Genomic DNA, 17,048 nt, shown 5'->3' on the forward strand with positions numbered 1-17,048 from the left:
TCTAAATCTCTTAATTTAAGATTTTACACCATGAGAGGTTATAGTCAACAGAAAAATTCGTCAGGGAATCCCTGTCATGGGCTGGCTTTTTCATGTCTGAGGCCTTTTTTTAATTTTTATCCCGGCAACTGACGGAGATGCCCTCTCCGCCGCCCTGTTCAATGACGGTCCGGAATCCGGGATGGCTTTTCACGCGATCCAGGAATTTTTTGATGTGGGGATCGTGGGTCCACGAAACATTGTGGGCCGTAAAGCAGCCGTTGGGGCTTAACTTGCCTTCCAGATCGAGGAAATACTTAAGATAGCCCTCCTTTTCGGCATCACAGAAGACGAAGTCATAGGGGCCTGGGAGCCGGGGAATAAGCTCGTGGGCGTCGGCCAGGCGGGCATCGATATAGGAGGACACCCCGGCTTTTTTGAAATTGACCAGGGCCTTTTCATGCCGCCCGCGATCGATTTCAATAGTGGTGACCCGGCCGCCGGTTTTAGAAGCCGCCCAGGCCAGCCAGATGGTCGAATGTCCGGTTGACGTGCCGATTTCCAGGATATTTTTGAAATGGCCCTTGAGCACCAGGGAATAAAGAACTTGTCCATCGACGTAAGGTACGTTCAAATCAGACCAGGCGTTTCTGTTCTCCTCTAAGAAGCGTGTAACCCGGCTATCCAGATCGGAAGGATTACCTGTCTGCTGGGCCGATAAAAAGCCGACGAGGCCGAAGCTGATCAATCCCCCGACCAGGGCCATGACGAATCCTTTAAGGTTTTGTCCCATCGGTCACCTCAATCAGTGTAATAGTCATTTTTCTCCAAAATCATCCTGACTCGTTGGCCCGGAGAATGGAAATTAGTCCCGATCCCTGTAAAAATCCCATCACCGGATATAACCAAAATTGCGGGCCAGGGCCACGGCCTGGGTTCGATTATGGGCCCCTAACTTCCAATGAATGTTGCGGAGGTGAAACCGGACGGTATGGATGGAAATGCACAATTGATCGGCTAAATCCTCGTTGGAAAGCCCCATAGCCACTTTCTCCAAGATATCGATCTCCCGGCCGGTAAGGGGTTCCGGGGGGGTGGATCCCTGATCGGTTTTGGGACTGATGGAACAGGGTGTGACCTCCCCGATGGCCAGGAGAATCCGGTCGAGATATTCCACAGAGATACTTCCCCGCCCTATCATCCCGGCGGACGCGGCAAATTTGTGTATTTCCCGGATCATCTTGGGAATCGGGTCTCCCTCATCCACAAAGCTCCGGATGAACCCTTCACCCTGGGCCATTATCAGTGCATCCCTTAATACCCGAAGGGCCTGTCTTTTTTCTTCACAGGACTCCATGGCCTTGGCTATAAGGATACGCAGCAGAAGGCCCTGACGAACGAATCCCAAACTTTCCGCCTTGCTTAACTCATTCTTCAAAGGCTCTAAAACTTTCCGGGCCTGCCCCCGTCCCATCATCAATCGTAGGCGGGTGATTTCCGGTGTCTCAGGGTTGTTGCCGATCATACAACGCCCCTCAAAAGACAGCCATATTATTCGGTCATCATGATGCCGGGAAATCTCCAGGGCCCGTTCCGGTTCGCCACGCTGAAGGGCAATGCGTATGCGTTCCTGACGGGCTGTCGCCGAGACCCGTGGAAGCCCTCTTTCGGCACCAAGCCGTTCCAGTTGGGTAAGATATCTGAGCGCGCCGGTAAAGTCACCATAGGCCGCACGAATTCGGGCCAAAGTCCGTAGTCCCATGATCATGACGTCCGGGATAGCGATCTGCACCATGGTATTATAAGTAAGGAGCAACTTTTCCGCCTTGGCCAACTCGTTTTTTTCATAGAGGATCTCGGCCTGAAGCACCGCAACGGCCGTCCCACCACCGGAAAACCGGGAAGGGCTGGATTTGGTTTCGTCAAGAGCGGAATGGGTGACCGCCAGCACTTCATTGAGTTTTCCCTGGGTGAAACCGATAGCCTGTTCAAGAAACTTGTTGAATAACAGCATTACTCCGGTCGTCCGGCTGACGAGTTGGGCTGATTGCCAGGTATACTCAAGGGCCTCTTCAAATCGACCAACGGTTATTTTCAATAACCCGGCGATATGGAATAGGGTCGGGAGAAATCGTATTTGCCGATCCAGGTGTAAGACGTCGAGTTCGGCCAGAGCGTCCGTTGTTACCTGTTCGCATTCCTTCATCTTGTCCTGTACCGATAGAGCTAATATCCGGAGATTATAAAGATCTCTATTGATGTGGTCGTCAATATGGGACTGTTCCCCATGATGCCCTAACTGATCCAGTACCTCCAGCGCTTTTTCGGGTTTGTGTCTGACGATCAGGGCATAGGTGTAGGCGAGATGCAAGACCGGGTGACGGGCAAGAACAGTTTTCGGCAGCCATTCCCCCCATTCGACTATGGTCGCCGTCAGACCGTTCCTCACCAGATCAAAAGCGCAACCTTCCATCTGGTTCGCGGCATACTCCACATCGCCGGCTGACATGGCATGTTCGGCTGCCTCCTGAATCTCACCCACAGCAGCGTACCATTCGCTCGCGGCCCGATGGAGGTCTATACCATCTTGGTCTCCCTCCCGTTCGAGCCTGGTCCGGAGGAATTTGGCAAAAAGGCCGTGGTAACGATACCAGCGACGTTCCGCATCCAGAGGGACCAGAAAAATGTTGGCCTTCTCCAGGTAATCCAGCGTCTCATATCCGTCGCTTCGACCGGTGAGTCTATTGCAGAGCGGGCCGGTCAGCCTTTTGAGAATGCTTGTTTTAAGGAGGAACGATTGGATTTTTTCCGGCTGGCGAGTCAGGACTTCTTCCGCCAGGTAGTCATAAACCTTGCCGGCGGCCCAGGAATGGGTTTGATTGCTGTTCTCCTGATTTTTTCGCCATATCGAGGAAAGGGTGGAGAGCTGAAGTCCCGCAGCCCATCCCTCGGTAACCTGGTACAAATATTCTATTTCGTTTTCATCCAGGTCCAGACCTTGTGTCTGCCGAATGAATTGTTCCGTTTCATCGCGAGAGAATTGTAATCCTTTAAAATCGATCTCAAGAAGTTCTCCTTGAGCTCGAATCCTTTCGATCCGAAGTGCCGGAATCTGCCTGAGGGCGATGATCAACTGTTTATCCGCCGGAAGATGGTGAAGAAGCTGCTGGACTATATTGAGCACCTCCGGTGATTGAATGACTCCGAAGTCGTCCAGAAAGAGGGTGAGAGAGGCGGGGAAAGCAGACAAGCGTTCCAATACGTATAAGAGTAATCCGGTTGAAGCATGTCCGGCGTTCATCAGGCTCGGCTCCAGTCCGGTGAGGTCGAAACTGGGAATGTTTTTCTGTATGGCTCCGATAAGATAGGTGAGAAAACGACCAGGGTCATTGTCCGCTTCGTCAAGGGCCAGCCAGGCAGTAGGGATCCCCTGTTCATGCAGGCAGTTCAGCCACTGAACCATTAGGGTCGTTTTGCCGAATCCGGCTGGACCGCATAACAAGATCAACTTGGCCTGCCGGGCGGATTTCAACTGATCGATAAGCCGGGCTCGGGGGACTGAAACACGGCTGCTGATAGGTGGATTCAGCTTGGACTGAAATATAGGCTGGACAAAAGATTTTTTTTTAGCCATCGACCTTAGTGGATTTCGGGGATTGTTCTAAAAATGAAATAGGTTTCATCCTATTCGAGTTCCCGTCTATTTTTAAACCTATAGTATAGTTCCCGGAATTAGTCAATGACAATGGACACCTTCCACCCCGCCCGATTATTGCTTTCGGACATTTTTAATAAGTCTGATTCAAAAGAGATATTCCCGAGGAACGGTTCATACCGGCAATTCGGACGGGTAGATAATTATGATCATTTCAGTCTATTCGGGCGGTGAAAATTAACCCCCTCTTCCATATGATCTAACCTACTAAATTGGTGGAAAGGAGGAAGAGGGAAATGGGTAAAACGAAAGGGTTAAGAAAACAGTCGAGGGGACTTCCGGGGATGAGGCTCCGATGGATTACGATGGCCTTAGCCGGTCTTTTGGTACTCAGCGGCACTGTCGGGGCCTTTGAGATCAAGACCGGGATAGAGGATCTCGACCTTCGCTGGGATAACACTTTTAAGTACAACTTCGGATATCGGACCAAAGGTCAGGACAACGCAATTCTTAAATTCCCCAATGCCGATGACGGGGACCGAAACTTTAACAAAGGAATCGTATCGAATCGGATCGATATCCTGTCCGAATTCGATATACAAATTAAAAAGAGGTTCGGCGCCCGTTTCAGCGCAGCCGGCTGGTATGATCAACGGTATCATGGTTCTTTGGATAACAACTCTGTGGCCACCTCCAATCATCTGGAAAACGGACGTCCGGCCCTGGGGTTGCATAATGTGACCAAAAGATATTTTGCAGGACCTGACGGAGAGTTGCTCGATGCCTTTGCCTTCGGCAAATTCGATCTCGGGGCCGTCCCGGTGAATCTCAAGGTCGGCCGGCATACGGTTTATTGGGGTGAAAGCTTGTTGTTTTCCGGGGCGATCCATAGCGTTTCCTATGCCCAGATGCCCATCGATACCTTAAAGGCCTTTGCCGTGCCGGGTTCAGAGGCTAAAGAGTTATTCCGTCCCCTTTTCAATGTCTCGACGCAAGCGCAACTTACCGATAAATTCTCTGTTGCCGCTCAATACTTCCTGGAATGGGAGCCCTATCGATTACCTGAAGCCGGCGCCTATCTCGGTTTTTCCGACGTGCTGTTGCAGGGAGGGGAATCGCTCATAGCCGGCCCTGTGAGATTCATTCATGGTAACGATATTCAACCCAGCGGCAAGAAGGACTGGGGGTTGTCGGCCCGCTGGACGCCTCAGTGGCTCGACGGGACAATCGGTGCCTACTATCGTCGTCTTTCCGACAAATTGCCCCAAACGCAATTGAACCCGGCGAAAGGCCAATACTTTTTTGTTTATGGGGATTCCATCGATTTGTACGGCCTGAGCTTGGCCAAGCAAATCCTCGGGATCAGCGTTGGTGCGGAGGTATCTTACCGGAAAAATATGCCGCTGATCAGTGATGCGGTAGCGAGCACCCAGCGTCCGGCCGAGGGGGAGACCCTGGGGGCCAGGGGCAACACCTGGCACGGGTTAGTCAACTTTGTCGGGATTGTAACGCCGCCGTTGTGTGATCTGGCCGCCTGGAGTCTGGAGTTTACCTGGAGCCGCTGGGACACCGTGACCCAGGGGCTCCAATATTTTAAAGGACGGGGCGGTTATACGGCCATCGATCTCGTCACCCCGGACTATGCAGGCTTTGGAATCAATTTCACGCCTACCTGGTATCAGGTCTTTCCGGGGATGGACCTGTCGATGCCGCTTTCCTACAGCCGGGGTTTGTTTGGGAACTCGGCCATCACCCTGGGCGGCAATGAGAATGCCGGGAACTATAGCCTCGGGGTTTCCCTGGATGCCTATAGCAAATATAGATTCGACCTCAAGTACATCGATTTTATTGGAGACTACGTTACCGGGCCGACAGGTGCCGTCACCGTGGCCAATGGTCCCCTGGCCTTGCTCAGTGACCGCGGCATGGTCACCTTTACTTTCAAAGTTACCTTTTAGGAAAAGGAGGGAAAAAGTCATGATCATTCGAAAATACATGATAGCAGTTGCCTTGGTGTTGGTTTGTGCGGGATGGGCTATCGGGGCGGTCAGCCAAGAAGAGGCCAAAAAACTGGGCACGACGTTGACGCCGATCGGTGCCGTAAAGGCCGGAAACGCTGAAGGGTCGATTCCTGAATATACCGGCGGGCTGATCAATCCCCCGGCGGGTTATGTAAAGGGTTCCGGTTTACGCCCCGATCCGTTCATGGGCGAAAAGCCTTTATTTTCGATCGATGCCAAGAATATAGCCCAATATGCCGATAAATTAACCGAAGGCACGAAGGCCTTGATGAAAAAATACCCGAGCTTCCGCATTGACATTTATAAAACCCACCGGACGGTGGCCTTTCCGGAGTTCGTCGCTGCCAATACGGTAAAGAACGCCCTAAAGGCCAAAACCGCCAGAGAAGGTTTGTCGTTGCAAAACGCCCATGCCGGGTATCCTTTCCCGATACCGAAAGATGGCTATGAGGCCATGTGGAACCATCTGACCCGTTTTTCCGGGGACGCCTACACTATCAACTTCGAATCCTATAATATCGATTCGGCCGGTATTCCGTCATTATCGTTGATCGCTACCTTTATTTTTGATTACCCCTTCTATGATACCGGTAAAATGAAAGTGGATTACTTCTACAGGATGAAGGCCTTATATACGGGACCTCCCCGCCGGGCCGGGGAGGCCGTTATTATCTTGGAACCGCTTGATTATACGGAAAAAGGACGGCGAGCCTGGCAGTATCTCCCCGGTCAACGCCGGGTGAGGTTGGCGCCGGACATTGCCTTCGATACCCCCAATCCCGGAACAGCCGGCGGAAGCTGCTATGATGACACTTTTCTCTTTAATGGATCAATGGAGCGGTTCAACTTCAAGCTTATCGGTAAAAAGGAAATTTATGTTCCGTACAACAACTATAAATTGTCTTACTTTCAAGGGGACATGAAACAGGTCCTGACGCCGAAACATTTGAATCCGGACCTGGTCCGTTGGGAACTGCACCGGGTTTGGGTGGTGGAAGGAACGTTGGCTGAAGGAAAGCGGCATATCTACAGTAAGCGTACCTACTACCTGGATGAAGATTCCTGGACGGCCCTGGCCTCGGATGAATACGACAAGCGGGGCAATATGTATCGTATGGGCTTGGCCTATATGTCGCCGAGCTATGACCTGCCGGCGCCCAGCGCGGACATGCAAACCTATTACGACCTGATCGCCCACTCCTATGCAGTCAACTTCTGGCCCCGGAAAGGCATCAAATACACCAATAAATTGCGGGACGTGGAGTTCAGCCCCGATGGACTGGCCGGCAGCGGCCTTCGCTAAAGGGGATGGGCAAGGCAATCCCGGTGAATCGTATCGGTCGGGATTGCCTTGATCGACTTGCATTGAGACCACAAGCCTGCATTCAGGAGACCAAAATGATTCCACGACTTTTAGCCCTCCCCTTGATGATTGCGGCCTTAGCGGTTACCGTCCGTTCCGGGGCCTCCGGCTTTAAGGATGTGCTGGATACACCGGCCTTGAAAAGCACCCTGGCCCAAAAAACACTGCTTAACGGAGTCACAAGGGCCGGCAAACGGTTAGTCAGCGTCGGCTGGCGGGGCCACATTCTTTATTCGGACGACCAGGGGAAGAGTTGGTCCCAGGCACAGGTTCCGGTCAGCTCCGATCTGGCGGCCGTTCATTTTCCATCTCCCGAGAAAGGATGGGCGGTTGGGCATGAAGGCGTGGTACTGCACAGCCCGGATAAGGGTGTCACCTGGACCAGGCAGTTCGACGGCCGGGAAGCGGCCCGGGTCATGATAAGCCATTACACTGAACATCCGCCCAAGGATCTTCACGGCGGCGCCGAGGCCAGGCAACGCTTTATGAATGAGGTGAAACAATTTGAGCAGGAAGGACCGGATAAACCCTTCCTGGACGTTTGGTTCGATGACGAGAAAACCGGTTTCATCGTCGGCACCTTCAATCTCATTTTTCAGACCGTCGACGGCGGTCGAACCTGGGAGCCCTGGTTTGATCGAACCGAGAACCCCAAACGGCTGCACCTCTATGCTGTTCGCCGGATCGGCCAGGACCTGTTCATCTGCGGAGAGCAAGGACTGGTATTAAAGCTTGATCGGCAAAGTCGACGATTCCGTCTCTGTACCGTTCCGCATAAAGGGACCTTCTTCGGGATTACGGGCAAGCCGGGTAAGGTGATCGTCTTCGGACTGCGGGGCCATGCTTTCCGCAGTCTGGACAACGGTGCCCACTGGCAGAAGGTGGAGACCAGGGTACAAGCGGGTCTCAATGGAGCTACCCTGACCGAAGACGGATGTATCCTGTTAGTCAGTCAGGGTGGACAGCTTCTCGTGAGCTGCGACGACGGCCGTAGCTTCGATCCGGTCAAGACGGGGCGACCCGTTCCGGCATCGGCGATCGTAGCCCTCGACAGGGAAACCCTGTTATTAGTCGGACTTTTAGGCTTGCAATCGAAACGGTTCAGGTAGCCATAGCTTGGGAGAACTGAAAATGGATGTCGGGACGGACAAAGATAAAATTGATGAAATGCCGGTAGTACAGGACCTGAACGATTTCGATATCAGGTCCGGAAACAGGCTTGAAAGGCTGATTTTTAACAACCGGGTGCCTTTGATCATCGCCTGTGCTCTCATCACCCTGATCCTGGCCTTTCAGGCCCGAAAGATCGTCATCAACGCCAGCTTCGAGAGAATGATTCCCCAGAGTCAACCCTATATCAAGAACTATCTGGATAATAAAAACAATTTGCGGGGGCTCGGTAATTCCCTGCGGGTGGTGGTGGAGAATACCCGGACGGATATCTTCGATCCGGAGTATCTGGAGGTCCTGAAACAGATTAATGATGAGCTTTTTCTTACCCCTGGGGTGAATCGGGCCTGGTTGAAATCCCTCTGGACGCCATTGGTGCGCTGGAAGGAACTTACCGAGGAAGGTTTCACCGGCGGACCGGTCATGCCGGATAACTATGACGGGTCGGAAAAGACTATCGATCAACTCAGGCAAAACATCGGCCGGGCGGGTATTATCGGCAGTCTGGTGGCCAATAACCTTAAATCGTCCATGATTACGGTGCCGCTACTGGACCTGGACCCCGACACCGGACGCCGGCTTGATTACCGCGCCCTCTCCCGTCACCTGGAGAAACACATCCGGGCCAATTATGAAAAAGGCGATAAAAGTAAGGCCGGTAAGATTAAGGTCCACATCATCGGCTTTGCCAAGATCATGGGGGATATGATCGAAGGCCTGATGAAGGTCATGATCTATTTCCTGGTGGCCGCCGTTATCGCCGTTCTGGTCATCTTTCTTTACACCCGGTGCATCCGCAGCACAGTGCTGGTGATCGTCTGCTCGTTGATCGCTGTGCTCTGGCAGATAGGGCTGGTGGCGACCTTCGACTTTGACCTCGACCCCTATTCCATCCTGGTGCCGTTTCTGGTTTTTGCCATCGGCGTGTCCCACGGTGCCCAGAAGATGAACGGCATCATGCAGGACGTGGGCCGGGGCACCCACAGGCTGGTGGCCGCCCGATATACCTTTCGCAGGCTCTTTCTGGCCGGGCTGACGGCCCTTTTGGCCGATGCGGTCGGATTTGCCGTGCTGATGTTGATCGACATTCCGGTAATCAGGCACCTGACCCTTTTCGCCAGTCTCGGGGTGGCGGTGCTCATCTTCACCAACCTCATGCTCTTGCCGGTACTCCTTTCTTTTATCGGGGTGAGTCCGGCTGCAGCCCAGCGCAGCCTCCGGATGGAGAAAGAGGAAAGCCGACCAAAGGGAGCCGGGGCCATCTGGAGTTTTCTCTGCCGGTTCACCGAGCGACGCTGGGCCATCGGTGCGGTGGCCTTTGCGGCCTTGCTGGCCGGTTTCGGCCTGGCTATGAGCGTCCATCTTAAGATCGGGAATTTGGACCCCGGGGCGCCCGAACTCCGACCGGATTCGCGCTACAACCGGGACAACGCCTATATGATCGCCAATTACGGACTCTCCAGTGATCAGTTCGCCGTGATCGTCAAAACCCCGCCGGATGGGGTCATGAAGTACGAGACCCTCATTGAGGCCGACCGTCTGGCCTGGGCTCTGCGCCAGGTGCCCAGGGTCCAGACCGTTACTTCCCTGGCCGATGCGGTGCGACAGGTCACGGCCGGCACCTACGAGGGGAGTCCCAAATGGCTGGCCATCTCCCGCAATCAGAAAGAACTAAATTACGCCGGCAATCTGGCGGTAACCTTCACTCCGGACTTTTTAAACGTGGAGGGCTCGGTCATGCCGGTGATTGCCTATCTTTCCGACCACAAGTCGGAGACCCTGGACCGGGTAATCAAGGTGGCCGCCGCATTCTCGGAAAAGCATAGTGATCGGGATCGCCAGTTTCTCCTGGCTGCGGGCAACGCCGGGATCGAAGCGGCTACCAATATCGTTGTCCGGCAGGCCAATCACACCATGATGCTCTATGTCTATGCAGCGGTCATCCTGCTCTGTTTTATCACCTTCCGCAGTTGGCGTGCGGTTTTGGTGGCGGTGGTGCCACTCATCCTCACCACGATCCTCTGTGAAGCCCTGATGGTGGCCCTCGGCATCGGTGTAAAGGTCGCCACCCTCCCGGTGATCGCTCTGGGAGTGGGCATTGGGGTGGATTACGCCCTTTATCTTTTGAGCGTGCAATTAGCCCAACAGCGGGCAGGCCTGTCGCTTGGCGAGGCATATAAACGGGCGGTCCGGTTTACCGGCAAGGTGGTCGGACTGGTGGGCATTACGCTGGCTGCCGGGGTCATCACCTGGGTGTTCTCGCCGATCAAATTCCAGGCCGATATGGGAATATTGCTGACCTTCATGTTCCTCTGGAATATGATCGGGGCCCTCATATTTATTCCGGCTTTGTCCCATTTTCTGCTCCGGACCAGGGTCACCTAGGAAAATAACTGATGCGAATAAATATTTTTTTAAAGGAGACCTAAAAAATGGACTACGAGTCAACGACATTAGGGGGACTTTTAGAGAAGAGGACGGACCAATTTTCAGATAAAATCTATCTTCTCTTCAAAGAGACGGGAATTTCCTATCGGAAATTAAACGAAAAAGTAAACCAGGCGGCAAATGGATTGCTGCGATTGGGCGTGAAAAATGGAACGCCGGTAAATCTCCATCTGGCCAATTGTCCCGAGTTTCTCTTTGCCTTCTTCGCTGCGGCCAAAATCGGTGCGATTGTGACTCCGACCAACCTGGCTTTGACCAAGGGGGAAGTCGGTTTTATCGTCAATCACGCCGATGCGGTCTTAAGCATTACCCAGCCGGCCTTTCAAGACCTGATCCGGTCTTTGAAACCCGAATGCCGGAACCTCGAGAAGATAGTCGTTGTGGGCGGCGAAAGGTCGGACGGGGAATCGATTACCTGGGACGATTTTGTCCAAAACACATCGACCACCCTAAATGTACCGAACCTCCCTGAGCCGGATGATGTGGTGGTCAATATGTATACCTCGGGAACCACCGCCCTGCCCAAGGGGGTTATGCTGACCCATCAAAACATCCTCTCTGCCGGACATTCCTGGATGTGGCTGGTTGGATTTACACCCAAGGACCGGACCATGACCGGGTTCCCATTATTCCATGCCAATGCCCTCTTCTTTAGTTGTGTCGGCAGCCTGTTCTGCGGCGGTAGTCTGGCCCTCCTCGATAAATTCAGCGCTTCCAATTATCTCAAATTGGCGACCTACTATCAGGTAACCCATTTTAATTTTGCCGGTGCTGCCATGGCCCTTATGCTGGCGCAACCGGAAGATCCCGGTGATTCCAATAACCCGGTTCGCGTCATCCATAACGCCATGGGGCCAACGGAGATGATACAAAAATGGGTGAATCGTTTCAAAATCAGGGCGGTCATGATTTATAACCTCACCGAATGTGCCTTGGCCACCGGGACGCCTATCAGCGGGCCCCACCCCATCAAGTTAGGTTCCATCGGCTGGCCGGCCCCTTCGTTGCCCTTTTCCACGGAGGTTCGGGTGGTGAATGAAAAGGGTGAGGATACCCGGCCGGGTGTCGTTGGTGAGATCATCATACGGGGGCCGGCGCTAATGAAAGGGTATTACAAGGATCCTGAAAAAACCGCTGAAACCATCAAGAATGGCTGGCTTTACACCGGTGATGGCGGCTATCGGGATGAAGACGGCTGCCTTTGGTTTCACGACCGGATCAAAGACACCCTCAAACCGAAAGGAGAAAATGTGGCTTCGGTCGAGGTGGAAGGCGTTATCGCTGCTCATCCTAAGGTGGCGGATGTGGGAGTCATCGGAGTGGCCGATCCGGTGATGGGAGAAGAGATCAAGGCCTCTCTGGTATTGGTCGAAGGAGAGACTGCCGAAACGGTTCCCCCTGTAGAGATCATTAAGTGGTGTGAGGAGCGTCTGGCTAAATTCAAGATTCCGAGGTTTTACGAATACCGGGATAGACCTGTTCCCCGCATCCTGGGCGGGGCCAAAATTTCTAAAAAAGATTTGAGGAAAGAGAAAGAAGACCCAAGGCAGGGCTGCTATGATGCACGATCCGGGAAATGGCTCAAGTAACCTTTAGTTTGAAAATAAACTTCGGGGATCGGGCTTCGGGGGTCAGGGATCGGCAAAATCCCATTGCCTATAAGCTCTTTTAATTTCAATTTTTACGCTTCGTGGTACCCTCTGGAAAATAAAGTTCGGAGTCAGTTTTATGTTTTTCCCTTAACCCCCAATCCCTGACCCCATTTTCATGCTTCATGGTGCATTTTAGGGCATGAGGGGTTAGAAGGGATTCAAACGATTCTTATAACAACAACCGTAAGTTAAGAAAGGAGAAGGACATGAATAAGAATAAGGTGATTATCGCCGGGGTCGGCATGATCCCTTTCAAGAAACCAGGAAAAAGTGAGACCTATGATGTCATGGGGGCTCAGGCAGCCCAAGCGGCCCTTAAGGATGCCGGCATCGAGTACAAACAGGTGCAGCGGGCTATTGCCAGCTACGTCTATGGGGACACCTGCTCCGGTCAGGCGGCGCTCTACCACGTGGGCATAACCGGAATTCCTGTGGTCAATGTCAGCACAGCCTGCGCCAGCGGCTCCACGGCCTTCGCCCTGGCCACCGATGCGGTTAAAAGCGGGGCCGTGGATTGCGCCCTGGCGGTCGGCTTCGAGCAGATGGTTCCGGGTGCCCTTGATATGATTTTCCCCGACAAACCCTGCCCGCAGGACCGCCATATAGCGGCCATTGCCCAATTGTCCTACCTCAGTGACGAAGAACTCAAAACGCCGGTAGCCATACTGATGTTCGGCTGCCAAACTGATTTGCTGAAGGAACGGTATGGCATCAGCGACCGGGCTCTGGCGCGCGTTGCGGTAAAGGCCCGCCGTCATGCGGCGGGCAATCCCAACGCCATTTTCCGCGACCCGATTACCGAGGAGGACATCCTGGCCATGCCACCGATTTTCCGCAGTTTGCGTAAATTCTATGCCTGCCCACCCAGTTGCGGTGCCGCCGCGGTCATCGTTTGTAACGAAGAATTTGCTGCGAAAAACGCTATCTGCAGAGACATCTCCGTAGCCGGACAAGGCTGGGTCAGTGACCGGCAGAATTATTTTGAAGGTGATCCGCTCGACATCATGTTGCGGGGCCTGGTCCGCGATTCCGCCAATCTAGCCTATGAAGAAGCCGGTCTTGGACCAGATGATGTGGATGTCATCGAGTTGCACGACTGTTTTACCAGCAATGAGATCGTCAATTACTCCGGTCTGGGTCTGTGCAAGGAAGAAGATCTGGAGCGGTTTGTGATGGAAGACCGGAATACCTACGGCGGACAGGTGGTGGTCAACCCATCGGGCGGGCTTTTATCCAAAGGTCACCCCCTCGGGGCTACCGGGCTGGCTCAGATTACCGAACTTACCTGGCAATTGCGCGGCCAGGCCGGCCCCAGGCAGGTGGAAGGGGCGCGCATTGCCCTTCAGCAAAATGCCGGCGTCGGCAGTACCTATTGCGTCAATATTTTTCAGCGCCAGTGATTAAGGAAATCAAATATCTTAGAAAAGGAGAAAAATATGGTAGCTAAAATTCGTCGTGTTGTAACTGGAGTGAATGAAAAAGGAGAGTCCGTTGTTCAGTTCGATGGGGAAGCCCAAAATATTCTTTTATTTTCCAGTTATCCCGGTGCGGGTGTCACCGACTTGTGGGTAACTAGTGAGATCCCTGTTGATAACCGGGGCGATGTTGATCGGGGAACACTGCCGTTTAAACATGATCCTGATCCGAATGGTACGATATTCCGGATAGTCGAATTGCCTCCGGAAGAAAAATCGTCTGCTGCGGTCGATATGGATGCGGCCATGGATTCGTTGGGTAGCAAAAACAAGTTGACGGCCCAGGAGCGCACCAAACACCCAACCATGCATTTTACCGATTCCATTGATTACCTGGTTGTGATTTCGGGAGAACTCACCATGATCATGGACGTCGGTGAAGTTACGTTAAAAGGGGGGGATTGCATCGTCCAACGTGGCACCAGACACGGCTGGGCCAATCGAGGCGATCAGCCGGTCATTTTTGCCGCCGTCCTGGTTGAGGCCATAAAACAGAGAGGGCATTAAAAGAAATTGGAATCCAGAATTCAGAATAAATTCAGAATAAAAAATTAAAATTTCTTAAAGGAGGCGAGGAAATGCGAGACGTCTACATTATAGGTATTTACGGGACACCGGTCAGAAAATATATGGATATCGGCTTCAAGGAGCTGACCCGGCGGGCCTTTATGGGGGCTATAGAGGATGCCGGGATGGAAAACGGGGAGGACATCCAACTCTGTTATTTCAGCAATACCGGGGCGTTCACATTCAACCAGTATTATTTGCAAGGGCAGGCTTTCACCATCCCTTTGAAAAACGAAGGTCTTTTGCAGGCCAGGGTGCCCATTTTTAACGTTGAGGGGGGCTGCGCCTCAGGTTCCATCGCCGTGCACAACGCCTGGAAAGACATCCTCTCCGGGCAGTCGGAAGTCACTATGGCCATAGGGATAGAGAAAATGTACCACCCTGATGGAATCGGGGTTACGCTGGATGCTGTGGCCAAGGCCGAGGATAATGAAGGGAGTGCCGAGTGGAGAGACCTCCTGCAGAAGGCGGCCAGGGCAGCGGACTCGGATATCCGTTTCGGTCCGGACCGCTCCATCGCCATGGATTTTTATGCCCTGCTGGCCAAGGAGCACATGAAAAAATACGGCACCACCCAGACCCATATCGCCCATGCGGCGTCGAAGAACCATAAAAACAGTCTTAACAATCCCCGTGCCCAGTACCACTTTGACATGACCGTGGAGGATGTTCTGAAAGACCGGATGGTGAGTTGGCCGCTGACCCGGGCCATGTGTGCCCCGATCGGGGATGCGGCGGCGGCCGCCATTTTATGCTCCGGGGACTATCTCAGATCCATTCCATCGGGCGTCCGCGAAAGGGCCGTCAAGATTCGGGCCAGCGCCTTTGCCGGTGGGGTGTTCCATCGTCAGTCCCTGGATGATCGGGCCTCTGCGGCGGCGGCGGCCAGGGCTTACCAGATGGCCGGGATCAAACCCAGCGATATCGATGTCGTTGAGCTACATGATGCCACATCCATTGCGGAAATTCTTATTGTCGAGGATCTGCAACTGTGTCGTCCGGGGCAAGGCGGACCGTTCACGGCCTCCGGGGCTACCCGGATCGATGGAGATGTGGCGGTCAATACCTCCGGAGGTCTGGTGTCCCGCGGTCACCCGGTCGGAGCCACCGGCATTATGATGCTCAACGAACTTTCATTGCAATTGCGCGGGGAGGCTGGAGCGAATCAGGTCAAAGATGTGGAACTGGCCCTTCAGGAAAATGGCGGCGGCTTTGTCGGGATGGATGTGGCCGTTTGTTCGGTGATGATTCTCGAACGAGCGGTCTAAGGGGACCATCCTGGATTAAACTGCCGATACTGGATTTTGGATAAAAACAAACGATACTTGATAAAATCCAGTATCAAGTATCCAGCATCACAGGGGGTACATATTCCATCAGCTCTCAAAAATTTCCAAAAAATAGGCCAATTTGATCTCGTCCTTCGGAGCCATGGAGATAAATTGAAGCCCTGATCCTTTTCCATCATTTCCCTTATGGGCGACCCGGACTTCTATCTGAATCATGCCAATCTCCGGGAGGTCTATCAGGATGGAAAAAGTCTGCCCGACGGAACCCAGGTCCGCCACTTGGAAAAAACACCCTTTCGGGGACAGATTATGACAGAGTAATTTAAGTTTAAGATGGGGGATAAGGATGGAGACCCCCATGGGGATACGGGGAGATTTCCTCCTGTCCCGGTCCTGCTGATTGGAGTTTGCCTCGATCATTTTCGATCCTCCGAACAGACGCAAGGGGTGGATTCATCATAAACCAGGATGGGGTCCCGGTTCGGCCCTGCAAAAAAGCTTAGTCGCCATGGTGGACAACATCAAAAAACAAGCCTCTCAACTTCTTTAATAAAGTGCGGGATAAATTCGCAAATGCACTCCGTTAGAACCTAAGCCTCGTCCGAGAGTTTCCCCGGAAGAGATGGCCCCCAAAGGGGGCAAAATGCGGGGTGGGTGGAGTGATAACGGAACCCACCGATTAAAGTGGCCCTTAGTTACTTAAGAATAAATTTCTACGCAAAATGGATAGAATTTATTAAAGAACAGGCCGTTAACCCGGAACCAGTCAAGACATTTAACATGTTTCGTATATCCAATTTTGGTTCCGGCTGGTCCGGGTTGGGTATATTTTGTTTTAAAGAATACAGGATTCATCCTATTTACATGAAAATTATTCAAATTTAAATTATACTTACAGATATTACATTATAGAACAAAATAAAACGAGTCAAAAATATTTAAGGGAAAGTCTTCCTGGTCGGGGATATCAAAGTTCCTATTATACCCATAACAAGACGGAATAAAAGGAAAAAAAGGCAAGAAGCTTAATTTATTTCAATCATAAAAATCCAAATCGCCGAGAAGTGCCGAGGGGAGAAGGTTGAAATGAAAAAATCAAATATACGATACCTTGCCGGATTTATTATTATAGGTATCCAAGGACTGGTATCTTGGGGGGCGTTTGCCCTATCGTCTGACCGTGTCGATCATGGAATGTACGGCGAGCTCTTGCAGAAGTATGTTACCAATGGGGTAGTGGATTATCAGGGATTCAAGAAGGAAGAGGCCAAGCTCGATCGATATCTCGGTGTTTTAGAGAAAGTCGACCCAAAGACCCTTTCCCCAAAGGAACAGTTCGCTTTTTACGTCAACGCTTACAATTCCTGGACCATCAAACTGATCTTGAGCGCCTATCCTTCCATCCACTCGATCAAAGATCTCGGCAGTC

General features: G+C 52.5%; 12 protein-coding genes. 9 read left to right on the forward strand and 3 right to left on the reverse strand.

Going from position 1 to position 17,048, the window contains the following annotated elements; translation table 11 throughout:
* Window positions 1-109 precede the first annotated feature (109 nt).
* Both HY879_16760 and HY879_16765 read right to left on the reverse strand, forming a co-directional pair.
* Window positions 110-772 (reverse strand): class I SAM-dependent methyltransferase, encoded by a 663-nt coding sequence (locus tag HY879_16760; GenBank protein ID MBI5604991.1) that lies wholly within the window; start codon window positions 770-772, stop codon window positions 110-112.
* Window positions 773-871: 99 nt separating this feature from the next.
* The gene (locus tag HY879_16765) at window positions 872-3,613 is read right to left on the reverse strand and encodes a hypothetical protein (protein MBI5604992.1); all 2,742 of its coding nucleotides are present in this window, start codon (window positions 3,611-3,613) and stop codon (window positions 872-874) included.
* A gap of 317 nt (window positions 3,614-3,930) precedes the next feature.
* Here HY879_16765 and HY879_16770 point away from each other — a divergent pair, with 317 nt between their 5' ends.
* The 8 genes from HY879_16770 to HY879_16805 all read left to right on the forward strand — a co-directional run bounded on the left by HY879_16770 (window position 3,931) and on the right by HY879_16805 (window position 15,598).
* Window positions 3,931-5,592: a DUF1302 domain-containing protein gene (locus tag HY879_16770; GenBank protein ID MBI5604993.1), complete on the forward strand. Its 1,662-nt coding sequence runs from the start codon at window positions 3,931-3,933 to the stop codon at window positions 5,590-5,592.
* A gap of 19 nt (window positions 5,593-5,611) precedes the next feature.
* Window positions 5,612-6,958, forward strand: a complete 1,347-nt coding sequence (locus HY879_16775; GenBank protein ID MBI5604994.1) for a DUF1329 domain-containing protein — start codon at window positions 5,612-5,614, stop codon at window positions 6,956-6,958.
* A 95-nt stretch (window positions 6,959-7,053) separates the two neighbouring features.
* A complete protein-coding gene (locus HY879_16780) occupies window positions 7,054-8,127 on the forward strand; it encodes a glycosyl hydrolase (protein ID MBI5604995.1) in 1,074 nt (357 codons plus the stop codon).
* A gap of 22 nt (window positions 8,128-8,149) precedes the next feature.
* A complete protein-coding gene (locus HY879_16785; GenBank protein MBI5604996.1) occupies window positions 8,150-10,573 on the forward strand; it encodes an RND family transporter in 2,424 nt (807 codons plus the stop codon).
* A 47-nt stretch (window positions 10,574-10,620) separates the two neighbouring features.
* Window positions 10,621-12,225, forward strand: coding sequence for an AMP-binding protein (locus HY879_16790; protein ID MBI5604997.1), 1,605 nt, complete (start codon window positions 10,621-10,623; stop codon window positions 12,223-12,225).
* Between the two features lie 269 nt (window positions 12,226-12,494).
* A complete protein-coding gene (locus HY879_16795) occupies window positions 12,495-13,688 on the forward strand; it encodes a lipid-transfer protein (protein MBI5604998.1) in 1,194 nt (397 codons plus the stop codon).
* Window positions 13,689-13,724: 36 nt separating this feature from the next.
* On the forward strand, window positions 13,725-14,270 hold the full coding sequence (locus HY879_16800; protein MBI5604999.1) for a cupin domain-containing protein: 546 nt from the start codon (window positions 13,725-13,727) through the stop codon (window positions 14,268-14,270).
* A 71-nt stretch (window positions 14,271-14,341) separates the two neighbouring features.
* Complete coding sequence (locus HY879_16805; GenBank protein ID MBI5605000.1) at window positions 14,342-15,598, forward strand: thiolase family protein; 1,257 nt, start codon at window positions 14,342-14,344, stop codon at window positions 15,596-15,598.
* 108 nt (window positions 15,599-15,706) lie between these two features.
* Here HY879_16805 and HY879_16810 read toward each other — a convergent pair whose 3' ends face one another.
* A complete protein-coding gene (locus HY879_16810) occupies window positions 15,707-16,039 on the reverse strand; it encodes a PilZ domain-containing protein (GenBank protein ID MBI5605001.1) in 333 nt (110 codons plus the stop codon).
* Window positions 16,040-16,705: 666 nt separating this feature from the next.
* Here HY879_16810 and HY879_16815 point away from each other — a divergent pair.
* On the forward strand, window positions 16,706-17,048 hold a 343-nt coding region (locus tag HY879_16815), incomplete at its 3' end, for a DUF547 domain-containing protein (protein ID MBI5605002.1).

It is taken from the genome of Deltaproteobacteria bacterium, assembly GCA_016219225.1.
Taxonomy (GTDB): Bacteria; Desulfobacterota; RBG-13-43-22; order RBG-13-43-22; family RBG-13-43-22; genus RBG-13-43-22.

What these genes read in the sequence shown, in the direction of transcription:
- HY879_16775 (MBI5604994.1), top strand. Translation starts at nt 5,612, where the DNA reads ATGATCATTCGAAAATACATGATAGCAGTTGCCTTGGTGTTGGTTTGT.
- HY879_16805 (MBI5605000.1), top strand. Translation starts at nt 14,342, where the DNA reads ATGCGAGACGTCTACATTATAGGTATTTACGGGACACCGGTCAGAAAA.
- HY879_16790 (MBI5604997.1), top strand. Translation starts at nt 10,621, where the DNA reads ATGGACTACGAGTCAACGACATTAGGGGGACTTTTAGAGAAGAGGACG.
- HY879_16760 (MBI5604991.1), bottom strand. Translation starts at nt 772, where the DNA reads ATGGGACAAAACCTTAAAGGATTCGTCATGGCCCTGGTCGGGGGATTG.
- HY879_16795 (MBI5604998.1), top strand. Translation starts at nt 12,495, where the DNA reads ATGAATAAGAATAAGGTGATTATCGCCGGGGTCGGCATGATCCCTTTC.
- HY879_16765 (MBI5604992.1), bottom strand. Translation starts at nt 3,613, where the DNA reads ATGGCTAAAAAAAAATCTTTTGTCCAGCCTATATTTCAGTCCAAGCTG.
- HY879_16780 (MBI5604995.1), top strand. Translation starts at nt 7,054, where the DNA reads ATGATTCCACGACTTTTAGCCCTCCCCTTGATGATTGCGGCCTTAGCG.
- HY879_16770 (MBI5604993.1), top strand. Translation starts at nt 3,931, where the DNA reads ATGGGTAAAACGAAAGGGTTAAGAAAACAGTCGAGGGGACTTCCGGGG.
- HY879_16810 (MBI5605001.1), bottom strand. Translation starts at nt 16,039, where the DNA reads ATGATCGAGGCAAACTCCAATCAGCAGGACCGGGACAGGAGGAAATCT.
- HY879_16785 (MBI5604996.1), top strand. Translation starts at nt 8,150, where the DNA reads ATGGATGTCGGGACGGACAAAGATAAAATTGATGAAATGCCGGTAGTA.
- HY879_16800 (MBI5604999.1), top strand. Translation starts at nt 13,725, where the DNA reads ATGGTAGCTAAAATTCGTCGTGTTGTAACTGGAGTGAATGAAAAAGGA.